The organism is Microvirga sp. HBU67558, from assembly GCF_018069605.1.
Taxonomy (GTDB): Bacteria; Pseudomonadota; Alphaproteobacteria; order Rhizobiales; family Beijerinckiaceae; genus Microvirga; species Microvirga terrae.
Genome location: NZ_JAGPUP010000528.1, coordinates 30,992 through 48,482, shown reverse-complemented (window position 1 = coordinate 48,482; position 17,491 = coordinate 30,992). Strand labels below are relative to the sequence as shown.

The window sequence follows — 17,491 nt, the reverse complement described above, 5'->3', positions numbered from 1 at the left end:
AACGGCTGCGCGGCCGTGCCGGCCCCGCTGTTCGACCCAGTCGTCGACACGTAATAAATCGTCATCTCTGAATTTCCCCTTGTCATTCAGGATTGTTCAAGCGGATGGAATAGTATTAATTTACTAAACTCGTTGCTGATGCTTGTTTATGATCCGCGGGGGAGACATTATCTGAGAATGTGTCCTGTTTATGTCCTGCATAACAAGATCGTGATTATGGCTTTTGCTGCCAACATACTGACAAATATGCGGCAATATCCTGCCACCGCTCAGCGGTGGGAAGCTCATCTCCATTTCGAAGACAGAACGAATTGGTGAGTGTTGTTGAGGGGCTTGCCTGCCTCACTCACAATGCACGAACCCATCCTGGCAGGGAGCACGGCATTGGTGCCGGCCGAACGGCTGACATCATGGCCATCAGCAATCTTTGAAAATTCGTGCACCCCTGCCGCATAGCGCGGCCTCGTCTCGAGAACCTGTTCGGCTGCCGACGTCATCGTCCTCATGCCCACTCGGCTCGAACAGAGTGCCTTCCTCGAGCTGGCGCTAAGTCGATCCTGCGGGGATGACAGCTCTTCTCGAACTGCTGCTTGGGCCGGGACTCCGGAGCGCTGAACGTGCATCGCATTGCTCTCGCCACCAACCGATTCCGGTGGCATTCAAGGTGCTTTAGCTCCTCAGCCGCGGCCGCGATCTCACAGGGAGAACGGCAAGATCGCATTTGGACATAGGGCAATGCCCGTACCTCGCCCTGCGATGGCAAAGGTCATACGGCCGACGTGTCGGGTGCACCATTCCTTCTGCAGGGGATCAGTGTCGAGGTCTCTCCCGCGACCGGGTGACATTCTCAGCGTCCGGCTCCGGTTTGCAGGCAACCGATGGGTTCCCGCAGGCGCATGAAGACTTCTCGCTGGAGCCGACGACCCCGCGCGAGCTGCGTGGCTTTTCCGACAGGTCGATCATGACCTGCTTTCCGGAGATGGGGTCGAGAACGGTCATCGATCGTCTTTCAATCTTCCGGCTGCACATGCCGTATCCACGCTTGGAAAACGGCCTCGTGCCCGCTCCGTTCAGGCTTGCCGACGCATCATGTGCGCTGGAGCACGAGGGAGTGCTGAATGGCCGCGCTAGGTCGGATCAAGCGCTTCGGGAGGGATTCCGGCAGATCACTCCGGACAACGCAGCACCGCTCAATGCGGGCGACGTGCGATGATCCAGACCGCATGGACGATGCCCGGAATATAGCCAAGGATCGTCAGGAGAATGTTGAGCCAGAACTGGCCGCCCAAGCCGACGGTGAAGAACACGCCGACCGGGGGAAGCAGGATCGCCAGGAGGATACGCAGAAGGTTTGCCATGGGATCGCGACGAGAGGTGAAGCCATGGAAAGAACGGCACCGCGGCCGTTCCGTTCCGGGCCTGATCGCCGTGACGCGATCACGAAAGCATTAGTACGGTCAGCGATCCCATTTGATGCCGAGAGCACTGGTGACGAGCCGGTCGATGAGCACCGGCGCATCAGCCGCCATGCGCTCGATTCCCGTCACGGCTTGGCGCGTCATGCGCCCATTCAGAAATGCGTAATCCATCACGATCGCGCTGACGAGCGCGATCACGGTCTTGAAGGCGCGTGAGGCGAGATCTGACCAGGACATGAGACCTCTCAAGGGGAATCGGATCGCCTCATGCCCGAAGGATCCGCCAGGATCAAGCTTTCGCCAGCATCCACTCGTGATCGGGATCGTTATGGAACTTCCAGATCCGCTTCGGGCCCGCCATCACGTTCAGATAATAGAGCTCATAGCCGTGCGGCGCGCCTACCGGGTGATAACCCCTTGGCACCAGCACCACGTCGCCGTTGCTGGCGGCCAGCGTCTCGTCGAGGGAGCGGTCGTCGGTGTAGACCCGCTGAAGCGCAAAGCCGGTCGGCGGGTTGAGACGATGGTAATAGGTCTCTTCCAGCAGCGACTCAGTCGGCAGCATGTCTCGGTCGTGCTTGTGCGGCGGGTAGCTCGACCAATGGCCCGAAGGCGTGATGACTTCCACCACGAGCAGGCTCTCTGCGGCTTCGGTCTCCGGCAGGATGTTGCGCACGTGGCGCGTATTCGTGCCCTGGCCGCGCGTCTCTTGGCCAACCTGATCGGGACGGATCACACGAGGGGGGAGCTTTCCCTCGGCGGGCGCCGTGCAGACAGCGATCTCACAATCGGTCTGCGTCTCAAGTGACCACTCGGAGCGGGCAGGCGCGTAGAGCGACCACGGATCCGGATCGAACGGCGACGAGCGTCCGCCGATCACGCCGAAATCCTGCCCCGAGGCCGCCACGCGGGCCTTGCCCGACAGGAGCACGACACAGGCCTCCCGATCCCCTGTCGCCTGATGGAGGCTCTGCCCGGCCTTCAGCTGGTAGACCTCGAATCCCACATAGGTCCACCCGGCGGAGTCCGGCGTGATGGCGTGGATGCGCCCCTGGTGATCGGGCTTCGACGGTTTGACGAGAAGATTCGCCATTGCATTCTCCCTTATCGCAGGCCGGCTTCCCTGAGGAATCGCGTCAGATTGGCATAGCCCATCTTGGCATAGGTCAGCGGATGCGCCTTCTTCGGATCCTGCTCCGCCTCGATCACCACCCAGCCGCTGTAGCCGGGCAGTTCCTTGAACACCGAGACGAAATCCACCATGCCGTCGCCCGGCACCGTGTAGACGCCTTCGATGACGGAATCGAGGAAGCTCCAGCCCTGCGCCCGCGACTTCTCCATCACGTCCCTGCGGACGTCCTTCGTGTGCACATGGCTGATGCGGCCGCGATAGCGACGGGCGAGCGCGGCCGGATCCGCGCCGCCCCAGGTGGCGTGGCCCGTATCCAGCAGGAGATGCACGGCCTCGCCGGTGGAGCGCATGAAGGCGTCGATGTCGGCCTCCGATTCCACGATGGTGCCCATGTGGTGGTGATAGACGACGCGCACGCCTTCCTGCAGGGTCCGCTCGGCGACCTCCGTGATGCGGCGCCCGAACTCGGCCCAGTCGCCGTCCTGCATGACCGGACGCTGCGACAGAGGCTTGGAGCGGTCGCCATGGATGGCATTGGAGGTCTCGGCGAAGACGAGCACGTCCGAGCCCATGCCCTTGAGAAGATCGAGATGCGGGCGCAGCGCCTTCATCTCCGCCTCGGCATCACGCTTCAGCAGCTCGGCCGAATACCAGCCCGAAACGCACGCGAGGCCGAAGGGCGCCAGCGCCTTCTTGAGGGCTTTCGGCTCGCGCGGGAACTTGTTGCCGAGCTCCATGCCCTCGAACCCGGCCTCCCTGGCTTCTGCCAGGCACACCTCCAAGGGCGTCTCGCCGCCGAGTTCCGGCATGTCGTCATTGGACCAGCCGATGGGATTGGCCCCGATGCGGATCGTCATGTTCGTCTTCCTCTGTCCTGGTCAATCGCCCACGCGCTGAGTGGCGAGAGCCGTTTCGTAATCCCTGCGGGCTTTGTTCACCTGCTCGCGCACCGACACTTCCGGTACCGCTACATCCCACCAATGGCCGCCGGCTTCGGTCGAAGCGAGCGGATCGGTGTCGATGACGATGACCGTGCTGCGGTCCGCGCCGCGCGCCTTCTTGAGCGCATCCTCCAGCTCGCCGATGCCCTTCACCTTGATGGATTGCGCGCCGAGCCCGGCCGCATGGGCGGCAAAGTCGATCTCGGGAAGGGTCACGTGATTGGTGTGCTGCAGCAGGTTGTTGAAGCTCTCCCCGCCCGTAGCGCGCTGCAGGCGGTTGATGCAGCCGTAGCCGCGGTTGTCGAGCAGTACGACGATGAGCTTGTGCCCCAGCATCACTGAGGTGGCGAGCTCCGAATTCATCATGAGGTATGAGCCGTCGCCCACCATCACGATCACCTCGCGGGATGGATCAGCCATCTTCACGCCGAGCCCGCCTGCGATCTCGTAGCCCATGCAGGAATAGCCGTATTCCATATGGTAGCCCAGCGCCGCGCTCGCCTTCCAGTGTTTGTGCAACTCGCCCGGCAGGCCGCCGGCTGCACAGACCACCACGTCGGTCGGCGACGAGGCGCGCTGAACCGCGCCGATCACTTGCGCGTCCGACGGAAGCTCCGCGTTGGTTGGGTTCGTGTACCGGGCTGCAGCATCGAACCAACGGGCCTTTTCGTCGTGGGCTTTGGCCGTCTGCTCTTCCGGCGCCGTCCAGGCGCCGAGCGCGTGGCTCAATTCCTCAAGGCCCACGCGCGCGTCGGCCACGAGCGGAGCCGCACTGTGCTTGGTCGCGTCGAAGGCCTGCACGTTGAGGCCCACGATGCGCCGCTTCGGGTTCTTGAACAGGGACCAGGAGCCCGTGGTGAAGTCCTGCAGGCGCGTACCTACGGCGATCACCACGTCGGCGTCTTCGGCGAATGCATTGGCGGCGCCCGTCCCGGTCACGCCGATCGCGCCGAGATTGGCCGGGTGGTCGTGGGGCAGGCTCGACTTGCCGGCTTGCGTCTCACCCACCGGAAGGCCGTGCTTCTGCGCGAAATCCGCCAGGGCGCTCTCGGCGCCCGAGTAGAGGACGCCGCCGCCCGCCACGATAAAGGGTTTCTTGGCCTTGCGGATGAAATCGGCCGCCTGGGCGAGCTCGGTCTCGTCCGGACGGATGCGGCGCTGCGTCCAGATCTTCTCCGCAAAGAAGCTTTCCGGGTAGTCGTAGGCTTCGGCCTGCGTATCCTGGCAGAGGGCGAGCGTCGCCGGGCCGCATTCGGCCGGATCCGTGAGCACCGTCATGGCGCGCTGCAGCGCGGGGATGATCTGCTCGGGACGGGTGATGCGGTCGAAATAGCGGGAGACTGGCCGGAAGCAGTCGTTCGCCGAGATTGTGCCGTCGGCAAAGCTCTCGATCTGCTGCAGCACCGGATCCGGTCTGCGGTTGGCGAAGACATCGCCCGGGAGGAGCAGTACGGGCAGGCGGTTCACATGGGCGACGGCCGCAGCCGTCACCATGTTGGTGGCACCGGGGCCGATGGACGTGGTGCAGGCCATCATGCGCCGCCGCCGCGAGGCCTTGGCGAAGGCGATGGCCGCGTGCGCCATGCCCTGCTCGTTATGGGCCCGATAGGTCGGAAGCTGGTCGCGCACCCCGTGCAGGGCCTCGCCCATGCCCGCCACGTTGCCGTGTCCGAAGATGGCCCAGACGCCGCCGAAGAGCGGCAGGATCCGTCCGTCGATCTCCGTCTTCTGGGCCGTCAGGAAGCGGGCAACGGCTTGCGCCATGGTCAGGCGGATCGTGCTCATGCGTGTACCTCTCGAATGGCGTCGCAAGGTGTTCAGGTTTTCGCGGTCATGGGAAGAGGACAGAGCCTTCCGCGGGCTTCATCCTTGGTATTAGGCGGCATTCACCTGGTCCGAGACGCGCTGCCACGCGTCGACGAGGCGCTGGAATCGGGAGGCCATGTCGCTGACGGCCGCTTCATCCGAGATCTCGCCCTTGAGCCAGCGCCGGGCCGCATCGTTGAAGATGGTGCGGCCGACCGCAAAGCCCTTCACCTGCGGCTCCTTGGCGGCGGCCGCGAAAGCGGCTTCCAACTCGCTCTCGGGCGCCTCAAGGCCAAGCAGCACGATGCCGCGGCAGTAGGGGTCGTTGCGGGTGATGACCGCCCCGATGGAATGCCACGCGGCTTCGTCCCGTTGCGGTTCGAGCTTCCACCAGTCGGGTCTGATGCCGAGATCGTAGAGCCGCTGCAGGATGGCGGCCACCGTGTCGGTTCTGAGCGGCCCATGCTTGCCCGCGATGATCTCGACGAGCAGTTCGCGCCCGATGCGGCGCGCGGCATCATGGAGCCGCAGCAGATCGCGCTCCTGGCGCTCCTTCAGCTCCGTCGGATCGTCCGGGTGGTAGAAGCACAGGCACTTGATGGTGTGCCCCACCGGCCATTCCACGAGCTTCGCGCCGAGTGAGCCGCCGCCCTCGAAGTCGAGGGGGCGCGAGCCGGGCAGTTCCACCGGCCTCCCGATCCAGAACGGGTGATCGGCGGCGCGAAACAACGCCTCGCGGCCATAGGTCCCGTCGATCAGCATGCCGAAGCCGGCGCGTCCGTCCGCCACGCGTGCAGCCGCCTCGACGGCGAGAACCTTGAAGTCGGGAATGCGCTCGACCGGCGCGCCGATCTCAGTCGCCATCGCTTCCAGCTGCATGCGGTGGTCGATGGCGAGCGCCATCAGCGTCTCGCTTTGAGGCCGGCGCGTCGTCGCCCAATGGATGTGGTTGATATCCTGGTCGAAGCGCAGCGCCTTGTGGCGGCTGCCGGTTTTCAGGAAATGCTGCAACTCGGGGAAGGTGGGGATCTCGGGTGAGCAGAGCAGGCGCGACACAGCGAAGGCGCCGCTCGCATTGGCATAGGCGCAGCACGTCTCGAGCGGCTCGTCCCGCAGCCATCCCCGCAGGAAGCCGGACAGGAAGGCATCGCCGGCGCCCAGCACGTTGTAGACCTCGACCGGGAAGCCAGGCCCCGTCACGCCATCATCGAACGCGTCCGGGATGTCCCCCGGAAACACCACGCAGCCCATGGGACCGCGCTTGCACACGATGGTGGCCTTCGAGATCGCCCGGATCGCCCGAATGGCGGACAGCGTGTCCTCGGACCCGCCCGCGATATGCAGTTCCTCTTCCGTGCCGACCACGAGGTCGCAATCGGCCAGGATCGGCTTCAGGTGCTCCGTCACCGCATCGGAGCGCACATAGCGGGATTCTCCCGCGCCATGGCCGAGGAGGCCCCAGAGGTTGGGGCGGTAATCCACGTCGAACACCACCTTGCGGCCATTCGCCTTGGCGATTCGGATCGCCTTCTTCTGCGCGGCGGCCGTTGCCTCCCGTGAGAAGTGCGTGCCCGTCACGACGATGGCCGTTGCGGAGGCGATGAATCCCTCGTCGATGTCATCCTCGTTGAGCGCCATGTCGGCGCAATTATCGCGATAGAAGATCAGAGGAAACGAATCCTGGTCCCGTACACCCAGGATCACGAGCGCGGTCAGCCGCTCCTTGTCGATGACGATGCCGTCTGTAGCGACGCCCTCGCGCTCCATCTGTTCGCGGATGAAGCCGCCCATGGCCTCGTCGCCGACCCGGGTGATCAGCCCGGACTTCAACCCGAGCCGCGCCGCCCCGATGGCGATGTTCGCCGGACAACCGCCGACAGCCTTGGAGAAGGAAGCCATGTCCTCCAGCCGTCCGCCCACCTGCTGGCCGTAGAGATCGACCGAAGCGCGACCAATGGTGATCACATCCAGGCCCGGCTTCATGCTGTTCCTCCCGCTCCCGGTCTTGTAAACCGTGTAAGAGCCGCGCTCGGCTCTTGCCGTTATAGAATGTTTATTCTATTAGCAGCTTATACTGGAGTATCAATTCCAAATTCGACGTAAGCCGGCAAAGGATCAGGGGGAAACATGATCAGAATCGCCGTATTGGGCGCTGGCCGCATCGGCCGCATTCACGGTCGCAACGCCGCAAGCCATCCGGACGCCCGCCTTGTGGCGGTGGCCGACCCGCATGCGCCCGCCGCGCAGGACTTGGCGGCCGCCACGGGAGCCGAGGTTGCCTCGCTCGACGCGATCGTCGAGCGTTCCGACGTGGACGCCGTCCTGGTCTGCACGCCGACCACCACCCACGCCGACCTGATCGAGCGCGGCGCACGCGCCGGCAAGGCAGTGTTCTGCGAGAAGCCGGTCGATCTGTCGAGCGCGCGCATCGAGGCTTGTCTCGCCACGGTCGAGAAGGCGGGCACGTCGCTCATGATCGGCTTCAACCGCCGCTTCGATCCGAATTTCGCGTCGCTGCGCCGTCGTCTCGCCGATGGCGAGGTTGGCGAGGTCGAGCTGGTCACGATCCTCTCCCGCGATCCCGGCCCGCCTCCGGTGAGCTACATCGCAACCTCCGGCGGTCTGTTCCGGGACATGATGATCCACGATCTCGACATGGCCCGTTTCCTGCTGCTGGGCGATGAGCCGGTGGAGGTCCATGCGGTCGGCTCATCCCTCGTCGATCCGGCGATCGGCCAGGCGGGCGACGTCGACACCGCCGCCGTCATGCTGAAGACCGCCAAGGGCCGGATCGTACAGATCTCCAATTCCCGCCGCGCCACCTACGGGTACGACCAGCGCATCGAGGTCCATGGGTCCAAGGGCATGATCCGGGCCGGCAACGTCCACCGCACCACGGTCGAGGTGGCGAACGCCTCGGGCATCACCGCCGATCCGGTGCAGGATTTCTTCCTGGAGCGCTATGCCGAGGCCTATCGCGACGAACTCGCTACGTTCCTGAACGCGATCCGCGACGGCAAGCCGTGCGACCCCACCGGCCGGGACGGGCTCATGGCCCAGCGCCTGGCCGATGCCGCGACAGAATCGGCGCAATCCGGAAAACCCGTACGGTTGTAAACAAAGGGGCGCCGCGGCGCCCCTTTTCATATCCGCGCGAGGACGCGGCCCTGTCAGCTCTCCGCCCGCTTCTCCGCCGTGCCGACGGCAAGCGCCATGGCCAGGGCGAAGGAGGCGGAGAGCGACCGGAAGGCGCCGAAATCCGCTTCCGCGACCTCGAGCCAGACATCGGCATTCGTCACCAGCGGGCTGAAGGCCGAATCTGTGATCGCGACCACCGGCACGTCGCGCTGCGCGGCTGCCGCCGCGAGATCGGCCGTGACCGGCGCGTAGGGTGTGAAGCTGATCGCCAGAACAGCGTCGCGCTTGGTCGCAATGGCGAGCTGCTCGGGGCCGAGCTGTCCGACATGGTCGATGAGGATGGCCCGGATGCCGAGCTTTCCGAAGGCATAGGCACAATAGGCGATGACCGGGAACACCCGCCGGGCGCCGAGCAGGTAGACGGTATCGGCCTTGGCCAAGGTCTCGATGGCCCGGGCCAGCTCCTCGGGGCGCACGGAGGCCCGCATCCGGTCCAGGGAGACGGCGGCCGCACTGGTGAAGCCGTCGAGCAGGGACATCGCATGAACATGATGCCCATCGGCATCGCGCAGGCTGCGGAGCCGCTCGCGATAATCCGGAAACCGCTCCCGGAGACGGTCCCGGAAGATCTGCTGCAGATGGGAGAAGCCGTCGTAGCCGATGCTCTTGGCGAACCGCACCAGGGTTGAGGGCTGCACGCCGGCATGCTCGGCGATGCCCGCAACGGTTCCGAAGGCCATGTCCTCGGGGTGTTCGAGGGCGAAGGCGGCAATCTGCTTCAGGCGCTTCGGCATCGCCTCGCGGCGGCTGAGCAGGAGCACGCGAAGGCCATCATAGTCGTCCGGCGTTTCCGCCACCGCCGCTTCCGCGCTGCCCATGCTGTCCTCGGTTTCCATCGCAGGCCTCTTGACGCCAGATCGGCCTTGACACCGATCCTACAAAAATGGAATAAAAATTCCAATATAGAAACAAAAAGGTTCTGACGTTCCGTTTCGGCGGACGATCGGATCGGCAGAGGGAACGCTGTACGGACGGTGATTCGCCCTTCGGCTCATTTGTTTTCTCTCTGCCCGTCGAGGCAAGCGGCAAGGCCGCGGCGGCGGCCGCAGCGCACAGGCGTTGTGGCACCCGCATGAGAACCATCTGGGAGGAAGAACATGAGATCCATCATCACCGGTCTGGCTGCCGCGGCAGCTCTGGCTCTTGCCGCCGCCACCCCGGCCGCAGCGCAGCAGAACGCCCGCATCATCGTCGTCAGCCACGGTCAGGCCAACGATCCATTCTGGTCCGTGGTCAAGAATGGCGTGGCGGCGGGCGGCCAGGACATGAAGGTCCAAGTCGATTACCGGGCGCCCGAGACCTTCGATATGGTCGCGATGGCCCAGCTCATCGACGCGGCCGTCAACCAGAAGCCCGCCGGCCTCATCGTGTCGATCCCCGATGCCTCGGCGCTCGGCCCGTCGATCCAGAAGGCGGTCGCGGCCGGCATCCCGGTGATTTCCATGAATTCGGGCTCCGACGTGTCGAAAAAGCTCGGCGCGCAGCTCCACGTGGGGCAGGACGAAGTCGAGGCCGGACGCATCGCCGGTGCCAAGCTCAAAGAGATGGGCGGCAAAGTCGGCCTGTGCGTGAACCAGGAGGTCGGCAACGTGTCGCTCGACCTGCGCTGCAAGGGCTTCACGGAAGGCTTCGGCGGCAAGGTGACGGTCCTGCCCGTTACGAACGATCCGGCGGACGTGCGCGCCAAGGTGAAGGCTGCCATCTCGGCGGACGCCTCGGTCGACACGGTCCTGGCGCTCGGAGCCGGCACCGCGGGCGAGCCTTCGGTCGCGGCCGTCAAGGAAGCCGGCAAGACCGGCGCCATCCGGGTCGCCACGTTCGACATGTCGGCCGGGTTCCTCAAATCGGTGGCGGCCGGCGAAGCGGTCTTCGCCATCGACCAGCAGCAGTACCTTCAGGGCTACCTGCCCGTGGTGTTCCTGGCCAACTATGCCAAGTACGGCCTCATGCCCGGCGGCAACGTGCCGTCCGGTCCGAACCTGATCACCAAGGAAAAGGCCAGCCAGGTGATCGATTTGTCCGCCAAGGGCATTCGCTAAAACAGCTCGTTGGAGCCCGCGGCCATGCTGGTTGCGGGCTCCTCTGTTTCACGGATTCATTGGGGAGACGCTCATGGTCGACACCACTCAGCCGACCGCTGATCTCGCACCGGCGACGGCCGTCAAGAAGATACAGGACGAGCGTCTGCGGGAGGTCTCACTCCTGACCAGGATCATGCGGCGGCCCGAACTCGGCGCCCTGGCCGGTCTCGTCCTGGTCACGATCTTCTTTCTCTCCACGGCCGATGCCTCGATGTTCACGCTCGCAGGCATCATGAACATTCTCTCGCCGGCCGCGCAGCTCGGAATCCTGGCTATCGCGGCGGCCCTCCTGATGATCGGCGGCGAGTTCGATCTCTCCATCGGCTCCATGGTGGCCTTCACCGGCCTCGTCTTCGGCGCCTTCATCACCATCAGCGGCTGGCCGCTCCTGCTCGCCATCGCGGCCACCCTCGTGGCGGCGGCGGTGCTCGGCGGCCTGAATGGCCAGATGGTGATCCGCACGAGGCTGCCCTCCTTCATCGTCACCCTCGCCTTCCTGTTCATCCTGCGCGGTCTCTCGCTCGTCGGATTGAAGTGGGCGACCGGTGGGTCGACCCAGATGCGCGGCATCGGCGATCAGGCGGGGGAGGGGCTCGTCCGCGAACTCTTCTCGGGCGTCGCCTTCGAAGGGGTGTTCTCCTGGCTCGCGGCGCACGATGTCATCGCCAAGTTTCCGAACGGGACGCCGACCGTCACGGGTGTGCCGATCTCCATCGTCTGGTTCGTTCTTTTCGCCTTGACGGCCACCTGGCTTCTGCTGCGCACGCGGGCCGGCAACTGGATCTTCGCGGCCGGCGGCGATGCGAACGCGGCGCGCAATTCCGGCGTGCCCGTGGACCGGGTGAAGACGGGCCTGTTCATGCTCACCGCCTGCGCGGCCGCGCTGGTTGCCATTCTCACCGTGCTCGACGCGGGCTCGACCGATGCGCGGCGCGGCTTCCAGAAGGAGTTCGAGGCCATCATCGCGGCGGTCATCGGCGGATGCTTGCTCACCGGCGGCTACGGCTCGGCCGTCGGAGCCTTCTTCGGCGCCATCATCTTCGGCATGGTGTCCATCGGCCTCACCTATACGCGGTTCGACTCCGACTGGTTCCAGGTCTTCCTGGGAGCCATGCTGCTGCTCGCCGTGCTGTTCAACAACTTCATCCGGCGCAAAGTGACGGGAGAACGCTGATGGACAAGGAAGCTCCCCTCATCGACATCCGCAGCCTCGTCAAGCATTTCGGCTCGGTGATCGCGTTGTCGGGCGTGTCGCTCACGGTCCAGCGCGGCGAGGTCATGTGCCTGCTGGGCGACAACGGAGCCGGCAAGTCGACGCTGATCAAGACCCTCGCGGGCGTGCACAGGCCGACGTCGGGCGAGTTCTTCGTCGAAGGCCAGCCGGTCGCCTTCACCAGCCCGCGCGATGCCCTCGATGCAGGCATCGCGACGGTCTATCAGGATCTTGCGATGATCCCGCTCATGTCGGTCACGCGCAACTTCTTCATGGGCCGCGAGCCGGTAAAGGGCATCTGGCCGTTCCGCAACGTGGATTTCGACCATTGCGACGAGGTCACGCGGGAAGAGATGCACAAGATCGGCATCGACGTGCGCGATCCCCATCAGGCGGTCGGCACCCTGTCGGGCGGCGAGCGCCAATGCGTGGCGATCGCGCGGGCAGTCTATTTCGGCGCCAAGGTGCTGATCCTCGACGAGCCGACCTCGGCGCTCGGCGTGGCGCAGACATCCATGGTGCTGAAATATATCCATCAGGTGCGCCAGAAGGGCCTCGGCGTGATCTTCATCACACACAACGTGCGCCACGCCTATGCGGTCGGCGACCGCTTTACCGTGCTCAACCGCGGCAAGACGCTGGGAACGTACAGGAAGTCCGAGATCCAGATCGACGAGCTGCAGAACCTCATGGCCGGCGGCAAGGAGCTGCAGGCGGTGTCGGAAGAACTGGGCGGCATGGTCTGACAGCGAGGGCTGCCTTGTCTTGAGTGCACAAGCCTCGGATGTCATGGCCGGGCTTGTCCCGGCCATTCCGGTGCTGAAGAGCGGTGTGCTTCATGCAATCGAGATCACCGGCACAAGGCCGGTGATGACGAAGGGCGTAAGTTTCCGGCCAGGTTCACTGGATGCGGATCAAGTTTTGTTCGTGAAATCTAGGAGCAGGACGGATGATGGCACTCGGGATCGGTCTCATCGGCACGGGCTACATGGGCAAGTGTCACGCACTCGCCTGGAATGCCGTTGCGGCCGTCTTCGGCGATGTCGAGCGTCCGCGCCTCGCAGTCCTGGCGGAGACCACGCCGGAGCTCGCCGAACGGAAGGCGCGTGAGTTGGGGTTCGCGCGCGCGACGGGCGATTGGCGATCACTCATCGCCGATCCCGCGGTCGACGTGGTGTCGATCACGACGCCGAATGCCTTTCATCCCGAGATGGCCATCGCCGCCCTGGAGGCAGGCAAGCATGTCTGGTGCGAGAAGCCGATGGCCACGCGCCTGCCCGACGCGGACAGGATGCTGGCAGCCGCCCGCGCGTCCGGCAAGGTCGCAGCCCTCGGCTACAACTACATCCAGAACCCCATGGTCCGCCTGATCGCCCGTCTCCTCGGGGAGGGCCGGGTTGGCGATGTCAACCACGTGCGCATCGAGATGGACGAGGACTTCATGGCCGATCCGGAGCAGCTCTTCTATTGGAAGAGCGAGGCGAGTTCAGGCCACGGTGCGCTCGACGATTTCGGCGTCCATGCGCTCAGCCTGATCTGGATCCTCTTCGGCGGCGTGCGCCGCGTCTGCGGGCATATGGCCAAGCCCTACGCCGATCGCCCGCTGAAGGATGGGGGGCGCCGGGCGGTGGAGACCTACGACATCGCCACCACCCTGATCGAGCTCGACAATGGCGCCTCCGGGGTGATCGCGCTCAACCGCTCCGCCTGGGGCCGCAAGGGGCGAATTTTCATCCAGATCTTCGGCTCGAAGGGCACCATCGTGTACGATCAGGAGCGCATGAACGAAGTGCAGCTTTATACGGTCGACGGAGCCAAGGAGACGCAGGGCTTTCGCACCATCCTGACCTCCCCGCATCACCCGCCTTATGATAAATTCGTTCCCGCGCCGGGGCATGGGCTCGGTTTCAACGACCTGAAGATCGTGGAGTGCCGGGAACTGATGCGCCGCATCGCCGGAGAGGCCGCGCATCTGATCGCGTTCGAGGAGGGCCTTCGCATCGAGCGGGTCGTGGATGCAATTGCGCGAAGCGCGCATTCCGGCGTGTGGGTGGATGTTCCGGCCGTTGGAGACAGACAAGCCGCTTGAGGAGGTTCGACCATGAAAGTCGGAACAACCGCGGATCGGATCGTCATCGAATACGATATCAGGCAGGCGCCGCAGAAAGTCTGGGCGGCGCTGACCGCGCCGGACGCGATCGCGGCCTGGTGGGGCGACCATGTGAATCTGGATGCGAAGGCCGGCGGGGCCTTTCGCGAGGAATGGACCGACGAAACCGGCCGACGGGTGGTCACCACCGGCACCGTGAGCCGGTTCGAGCCGCCGGAGTTCCTCGAATTGTCCTGGGCCGATGAGGACTGGCCCCAGCCCACCCAGGTGTCCATGGTTCTCGATCCGGTCGCCGAGACGAAAACCCTTCTTCGCCTGGAGCATCGCGGATGGTCGGTGGTTCCGGCCGACAGGAGGCAGCGGCTGATCGAACAGCATGCCGCCGGCTGGCATCATCACCTGCGGGATCTCGAAGCCTATCTCGGTCGCTGAGGCGCGGCTCAGGCCGCGTGCGCCTTCAGGACCTCCAGGAAGGCGTCCGCATAGCGGTCGAGCTTGGCTTGCCCGACGCCGTGGATCTCGCCGAAGGCGCGCACGGTGGTCGGCCGCTTGACCGCCATGTCGATCAGGCTGCGGTCGGAGAAGATCACGTAGGCCGGCACGCCCTCTTCCTTGGCAAGCCGCGTGCGCAGGCCTTTGAGGTCGAGCAGCAGCGGATCGTCGGACGGCACCACGGATTCCGCCTCCATCCGGGAGCGCCTGCGGCGGCGCTCGGCGGGCTTCATCAGCACGTCGGAGCGAAGCTCGATCCGCTCCTGGCCTTTCAGAACGGCCACGCCTTTGTCCGTCAGCGTCCAGCGTCCGTACTCCGCCAGTTCCAGCCCGACGAGGCCGGCTGCATAGATCTGCCGCAGGAGCGAGCGCCATTCCGTCTTCGAGCGGTCGTTGCCGACCCCGAACGTCTTCAGCTTGTCATGGCCGAAGCGGCGGACCGAATCCGTCTCCTCGCCCACGAGGATGCTGATGAGATGCTCCGTGCCGAAGCGCTCGCCGGTGCGCACGATCGCCGAGAGGAGCTTCTGGGCCTCGATGGTCCCGTCGAAGGACATCACGCCATCGATGCACAGGTCGCAGTTCCCGCAGGGCTCGGTGCTCTCGCCGAAATAGGCGAGCAGCGTCTGGCGCCGGCAGCGCGGCGCCTCGCAGAGGGCCACGAGCGCATTGAGCCGCTGGCGCTCGACGCGCTTCTGCTCGTCCGCCGCGTCGCTCTCCTCGATCTGCAGGCGGCGCAGGCGCATGTCGTCGAGGCCGTAGAGGGTGAGCGTGTCGGCTGGAGCGCCGTCGCGTCCGGCGCGGCCGATCTCCTGGTAATAGGATTCGATCGATTTCGGCAGGGCCGCATGCGCCACAAAGCGCACGTCGGGCTTGTCGATTCCCATGCCGAAGGCAACGGTGGCGACCATCACCACGCCGTCCTCCTGCAGGAAGATGTCCTGGTTCTTGGCCCGGTCACCCTGCGGCATGCCGGCATGGTAGGGCAGGGCCCGGTAGCCAGCCTGGCTGAGCGAGTCCGCCAGCTTTTCCGTGGCGTCGCGGGACGAGCAATAAACGATGCCGCTCTCGTGCCGGTGCTTGTCGAGGAACGAGAAGAGCTGGCGCCTCGAGTGTTCCTTCGCCTGCATGGCGAGGCGCAGATTCGGCCGGTCGAAGCCGTGGATGAAGAGGCGCGGCTCCTCCTCGAACAGGCGATGCATGATGTCGCTGCGGGTCGCCACATCGGCGGTCGCGGTGAGCGCGATGGTCTGCACGTTCCCCAAGCGCTGGCGCACCTCGCCGAGCATGGCGTATTCGGGCCGGAAATCATGCCCCCATTGCGATACGCAATGCGCCTCGTCGATGGCGAGCAGGTTGACACCGGCACGCCCCAGCCATTCGGTGGTGCCCGTATTCGCCAGCCGCTCCGGCGACGCGTAGAGAAGGCGCATGCGGCCATCCCGCACCGCATCGACCACGCGGCGGTTCTCGGCCGGGTCATTGGCGGAGTTGAGGCTGCCCGCCTCGATGCCGAAATGGCGCAACGCCGCCACCTGATCGCGCATGAGGGCGATGAGCGGGGAGACCACCAAGGTCAGGCCCTCCCGGGCAAGCGTCGGCAACTGGTAGCACAGCGACTTGCCCGCGCCGGTGGGCATGACGGCGAGAACGTCCTCGCCGGCCAGCACGGCGCGCACGATCTCCTCCTGTCCTTCGCGGAAGGAGGGGAAGCCGAAAACGTCGTGGAGAATCTTGGCGGGATCGATCACGTCTGCCCTGTGGCCGAGGAGAGGCCTCCCGTCAATGCGGCATCGGGAATCCCCAGCCGGGCCAGCACCCCTCGCGCAGCCGCGATGCCGGTCGCGAAGGTCGCCTGGAGCAGGTAGCCGCCGGTGGGCGCCTCCCAGTCCAGCATCTCGCCGGCCACGAAGACGTCCGGCATCCGCCGGAGCATCAGTTGCTCGTCGACCTCGTCGAAGGGAATGCCGCCGGCGGTGGAAATCGCCCGGTCGAGGGACTTCGTCCCCGTCAGCGTCAGAGGCACCGCCTTGATCAGCTGGGCCAGCGCATCAGGCTCGGCCGGAAGAGGCGCCGAGCCCTCCCGGAGCAGCGCAATCCCGACGGGGCCAAGGCCCGCGCTCTTGCGCAGGAAGGTGGAGGCGGACTGCCCCTTTCGCGGAGCGTCAAGGCGGTTTGTCAGAGCTTCCTCGGTCAGATCGGGCCGCAGATCAAGGTGGAGCGTGGCCTGTCCTGTCCGCTCGATGGCATCGCGCAGCTTGGCTGACAGCGCATAGACCGCCCCGCCTTCGATCCCGTCCGCCGTGACGACGGCCTCGCCTTTCACGGTCGTGCCCTCAAAAGTCAGAGCGATTCGCTTCAGGGGCTCGCCTGCGAAACGGCTCCGTATGAGGTCTGACCAGGGCAGGGTGAAGCCCATGTTGGCGGGACGCAGTCGAGCGATCTCGATGCCGCGCCGGGACAGCAGCTCCGCCCATGTCCCGTCGGATCCGAGCCGGGGCCAGCTCGCGCCGCCGAGCGCCAGGATCGTGGCGGCGGGCTGGGTCCGAACCGCCTGCCCGGCCGCTTCGGTGAAGATCAGACGGCCGTCCTCGTCCCAGCCCTGCCAGCGGTGACGCAGGGCAAAGCGGACTCCAAGGCTCTCGAGGCGCGACAGCCACGCGCGCAGAAGGGGCGAGGCCTTGAAGGCCGTTGGAAAGACGCGTCCGCTGGAGCCCACGAAGGTTTCCTGGCCCAGACCCTCGCACCAGGCGCGCAGATCCTCCGGGCGAAAGCCCTCGATCAGGGGAAGTAGTCGCGGGACGGCCTCGGCGTAGCGGGCGACGAAACGATCGAACGGCTCCGAATGGGTCAGGTTCAGCCCGCCCCGACCGGCCATGAGGAGCTTGCGGCCGACGGACGGCATCTGGTCGTAGAGTGTAACGGGAATCCCGGCGCGCCCCAGCACCTCCGCGGCGATCAGGCCTGCGGGGCCGCCGCCGATGACGGCAACTTCGGGAGGGGAGGGATTCGGGGGCATGCGGTCAGCTGACGCGGGAGAGGCAGGAATCTGGACCCTCGCGCTTCAGCATGGCATTCAGCGCCATCGGGTTCATGGCTC

15 protein-coding genes are annotated in these 17,491 nt (G+C 65.5%); 6 read left to right on the top strand and 9 right to left on the bottom strand.

All coding sequences use genetic code 11. The annotated features are described in order from the left end of the window. Positions 1-1,190: 1,190 nt before the first annotated feature. From KBI52_RS17420 to iolC, 6 genes are all read right to left on the bottom strand, one after another. Positions 1,191-1,358, bottom strand: coding sequence for a YqaE/Pmp3 family membrane protein (locus KBI52_RS17420; RefSeq protein ID WP_173946662.1), 168 nt, complete (start codon positions 1,356-1,358; stop codon positions 1,191-1,193). A 99-nt stretch (positions 1,359-1,457) separates the two neighbouring features. Further along, positions 1,458-1,655, bottom strand: a complete 198-nt coding sequence (locus tag KBI52_RS17415) for a hypothetical protein (RefSeq protein ID WP_173946661.1) — start codon at positions 1,653-1,655, stop codon at positions 1,458-1,460. A gap of 52 nt (positions 1,656-1,707) precedes the next feature. Next, positions 1,708-2,511 (bottom strand): 5-deoxy-glucuronate isomerase, encoded by an 804-nt coding sequence (gene iolB, locus KBI52_RS17410; protein WP_173946660.1) that lies wholly within the window; start codon positions 2,509-2,511, stop codon positions 1,708-1,710. Positions 2,512-2,522: 11 nt separating this feature from the next. Next, entirely contained in the window at positions 2,523-3,407 is an 885-nt protein-coding gene (gene iolE, locus KBI52_RS17405) for a myo-inosose-2 dehydratase (protein WP_210809011.1), read from the bottom strand. A 21-nt stretch (positions 3,408-3,428) separates the two neighbouring features. Further along, complete coding sequence (gene iolD / locus KBI52_RS17400) at positions 3,429-5,276, bottom strand: 3D-(3,5/4)-trihydroxycyclohexane-1,2-dione acylhydrolase (decyclizing) (protein ID WP_173946658.1); 1,848 nt, start codon at positions 5,274-5,276, stop codon at positions 3,429-3,431. A 90-nt stretch (positions 5,277-5,366) separates the two neighbouring features. After that, positions 5,367-7,280, bottom strand: coding sequence for a 5-dehydro-2-deoxygluconokinase (gene iolC / locus KBI52_RS17395; RefSeq protein WP_210809009.1), 1,914 nt, complete (start codon positions 7,278-7,280; stop codon positions 5,367-5,369). A gap of 144 nt (positions 7,281-7,424) precedes the next feature. Between iolC and iolG the strand changes: the two genes are divergently transcribed. Further along, positions 7,425-8,414 carry an inositol 2-dehydrogenase gene (iolG, locus tag KBI52_RS17390; RefSeq protein WP_210809007.1) on the top strand — a complete coding sequence of 330 codons (990 nt, stop codon included), beginning with the start codon at positions 7,425-7,427 and terminating at the stop codon, positions 8,412-8,414. Between the two features lie 53 nt (positions 8,415-8,467). On the opposite strand, the gene KBI52_RS17385 is transcribed toward iolG, so the two are convergent. Beyond that, positions 8,468-9,331: a MurR/RpiR family transcriptional regulator gene (locus KBI52_RS17385; RefSeq protein WP_371823185.1), complete on the bottom strand. Its 864-nt coding sequence runs from the start codon at positions 9,329-9,331 to the stop codon at positions 8,468-8,470. 261 nt (positions 9,332-9,592) lie between these two features. Between KBI52_RS17385 and KBI52_RS17380 the strand changes: the two genes are divergently transcribed. The 5 genes from KBI52_RS17380 to KBI52_RS17360 all read left to right on the top strand — a co-directional run bounded on the left by KBI52_RS17380 (position 9,593) and on the right by KBI52_RS17360 (position 14,331). After that, entirely contained in the window at positions 9,593-10,534 is a 942-nt protein-coding gene (locus KBI52_RS17380) for a sugar ABC transporter substrate-binding protein (RefSeq protein ID WP_173946655.1), read from the top strand. Between the two features lie 73 nt (positions 10,535-10,607). Next, positions 10,608-11,750, top strand: coding sequence for an ABC transporter permease (locus tag KBI52_RS17375; protein ID WP_247654464.1), 1,143 nt, complete (start codon positions 10,608-10,610; stop codon positions 11,748-11,750). Next, positions 11,750-12,535: an ATP-binding cassette domain-containing protein gene (locus tag KBI52_RS17370; RefSeq protein ID WP_173946654.1), complete on the top strand. Its 786-nt coding sequence runs from the start codon at positions 11,750-11,752 to the stop codon at positions 12,533-12,535. Before KBI52_RS17375 ends, KBI52_RS17370 begins: the two co-directional genes overlap by 1 nt. Before the next feature lie 203 nt (positions 12,536-12,738). Then, entirely contained in the window at positions 12,739-13,878 is a 1,140-nt protein-coding gene (locus tag KBI52_RS17365; RefSeq protein WP_210809005.1) for a Gfo/Idh/MocA family protein, read from the top strand. Positions 13,879-13,890: 12 nt separating this feature from the next. Next, the gene (locus KBI52_RS17360; protein WP_173946652.1) at positions 13,891-14,331 is read left to right on the top strand and encodes an SRPBCC domain-containing protein; all 441 of its coding nucleotides are present in this window, start codon (positions 13,891-13,893) and stop codon (positions 14,329-14,331) included. A gap of 8 nt (positions 14,332-14,339) precedes the next feature. On the opposite strand, the gene recQ is transcribed toward KBI52_RS17360, so the two are convergent. Both recQ and KBI52_RS17350 read right to left on the bottom strand, forming a co-directional pair. Then, a complete protein-coding gene (recQ, locus tag KBI52_RS17355; protein ID WP_210809003.1) occupies positions 14,340-16,142 on the bottom strand; it encodes a DNA helicase RecQ in 1,803 nt (600 codons plus the stop codon). Beyond that, entirely contained in the window at positions 16,139-17,410 is a 1,272-nt protein-coding gene (locus tag KBI52_RS17350; protein WP_210808999.1) for a TIGR03862 family flavoprotein, read from the bottom strand. The genes recQ and KBI52_RS17350 overlap by 4 nt, the downstream gene beginning before the upstream one ends. Positions 17,411-17,491 lie beyond the last annotated feature (81 nt).

Coding starts and splice junctions, on each gene's coding strand:
- iolD (WP_173946658.1), bottom strand. CDS start 5,276: ATGAGCACGATCCGCCTGACCATGGCGCAAGCCGTTGCCCGCTTCCTG.
- KBI52_RS17370 (WP_173946654.1), top strand. CDS start 11,750: ATGGACAAGGAAGCTCCCCTCATCGACATCCGCAGCCTCGTCAAGCAT.
- KBI52_RS17365 (WP_210809005.1), top strand. CDS start 12,739: ATGATGGCACTCGGGATCGGTCTCATCGGCACGGGCTACATGGGCAAG.
- KBI52_RS17380 (WP_173946655.1), top strand. CDS start 9,593: ATGAGATCCATCATCACCGGTCTGGCTGCCGCGGCAGCTCTGGCTCTT.
- KBI52_RS17420 (WP_173946662.1), bottom strand. CDS start 1,358: ATGGCAAACCTTCTGCGTATCCTCCTGGCGATCCTGCTTCCCCCGGTC.
- KBI52_RS17415 (WP_173946661.1), bottom strand. CDS start 1,655: ATGTCCTGGTCAGATCTCGCCTCACGCGCCTTCAAGACCGTGATCGCG.
- KBI52_RS17375 (WP_247654464.1), top strand. CDS start 10,608: ATGGTCGACACCACTCAGCCGACCGCTGATCTCGCACCGGCGACGGCC.
- iolB (WP_173946660.1), bottom strand. CDS start 2,511: ATGGCGAATCTTCTCGTCAAACCGTCGAAGCCCGATCACCAGGGGCGC.
- KBI52_RS17350 (WP_210808999.1), bottom strand. CDS start 17,410: ATGCCCCCGAATCCCTCCCCTCCCGAAGTTGCCGTCATCGGCGGCGGC.
- KBI52_RS17360 (WP_173946652.1), top strand. CDS start 13,891: ATGAAAGTCGGAACAACCGCGGATCGGATCGTCATCGAATACGATATC.
- KBI52_RS17385 (WP_371823185.1), bottom strand. CDS start 9,331: ATGGAAACCGAGGACAGCATGGGCAGCGCGGAAGCGGCGGTGGCGGAA.
- iolC (WP_210809009.1), bottom strand. CDS start 7,280: ATGAAGCCGGGCCTGGATGTGATCACCATTGGTCGCGCTTCGGTCGAT.
- iolE (WP_210809011.1), bottom strand. CDS start 3,407: ATGACGATCCGCATCGGGGCCAATCCCATCGGCTGGTCCAATGACGAC.
- iolG (WP_210809007.1), top strand. CDS start 7,425: ATGATCAGAATCGCCGTATTGGGCGCTGGCCGCATCGGCCGCATTCAC.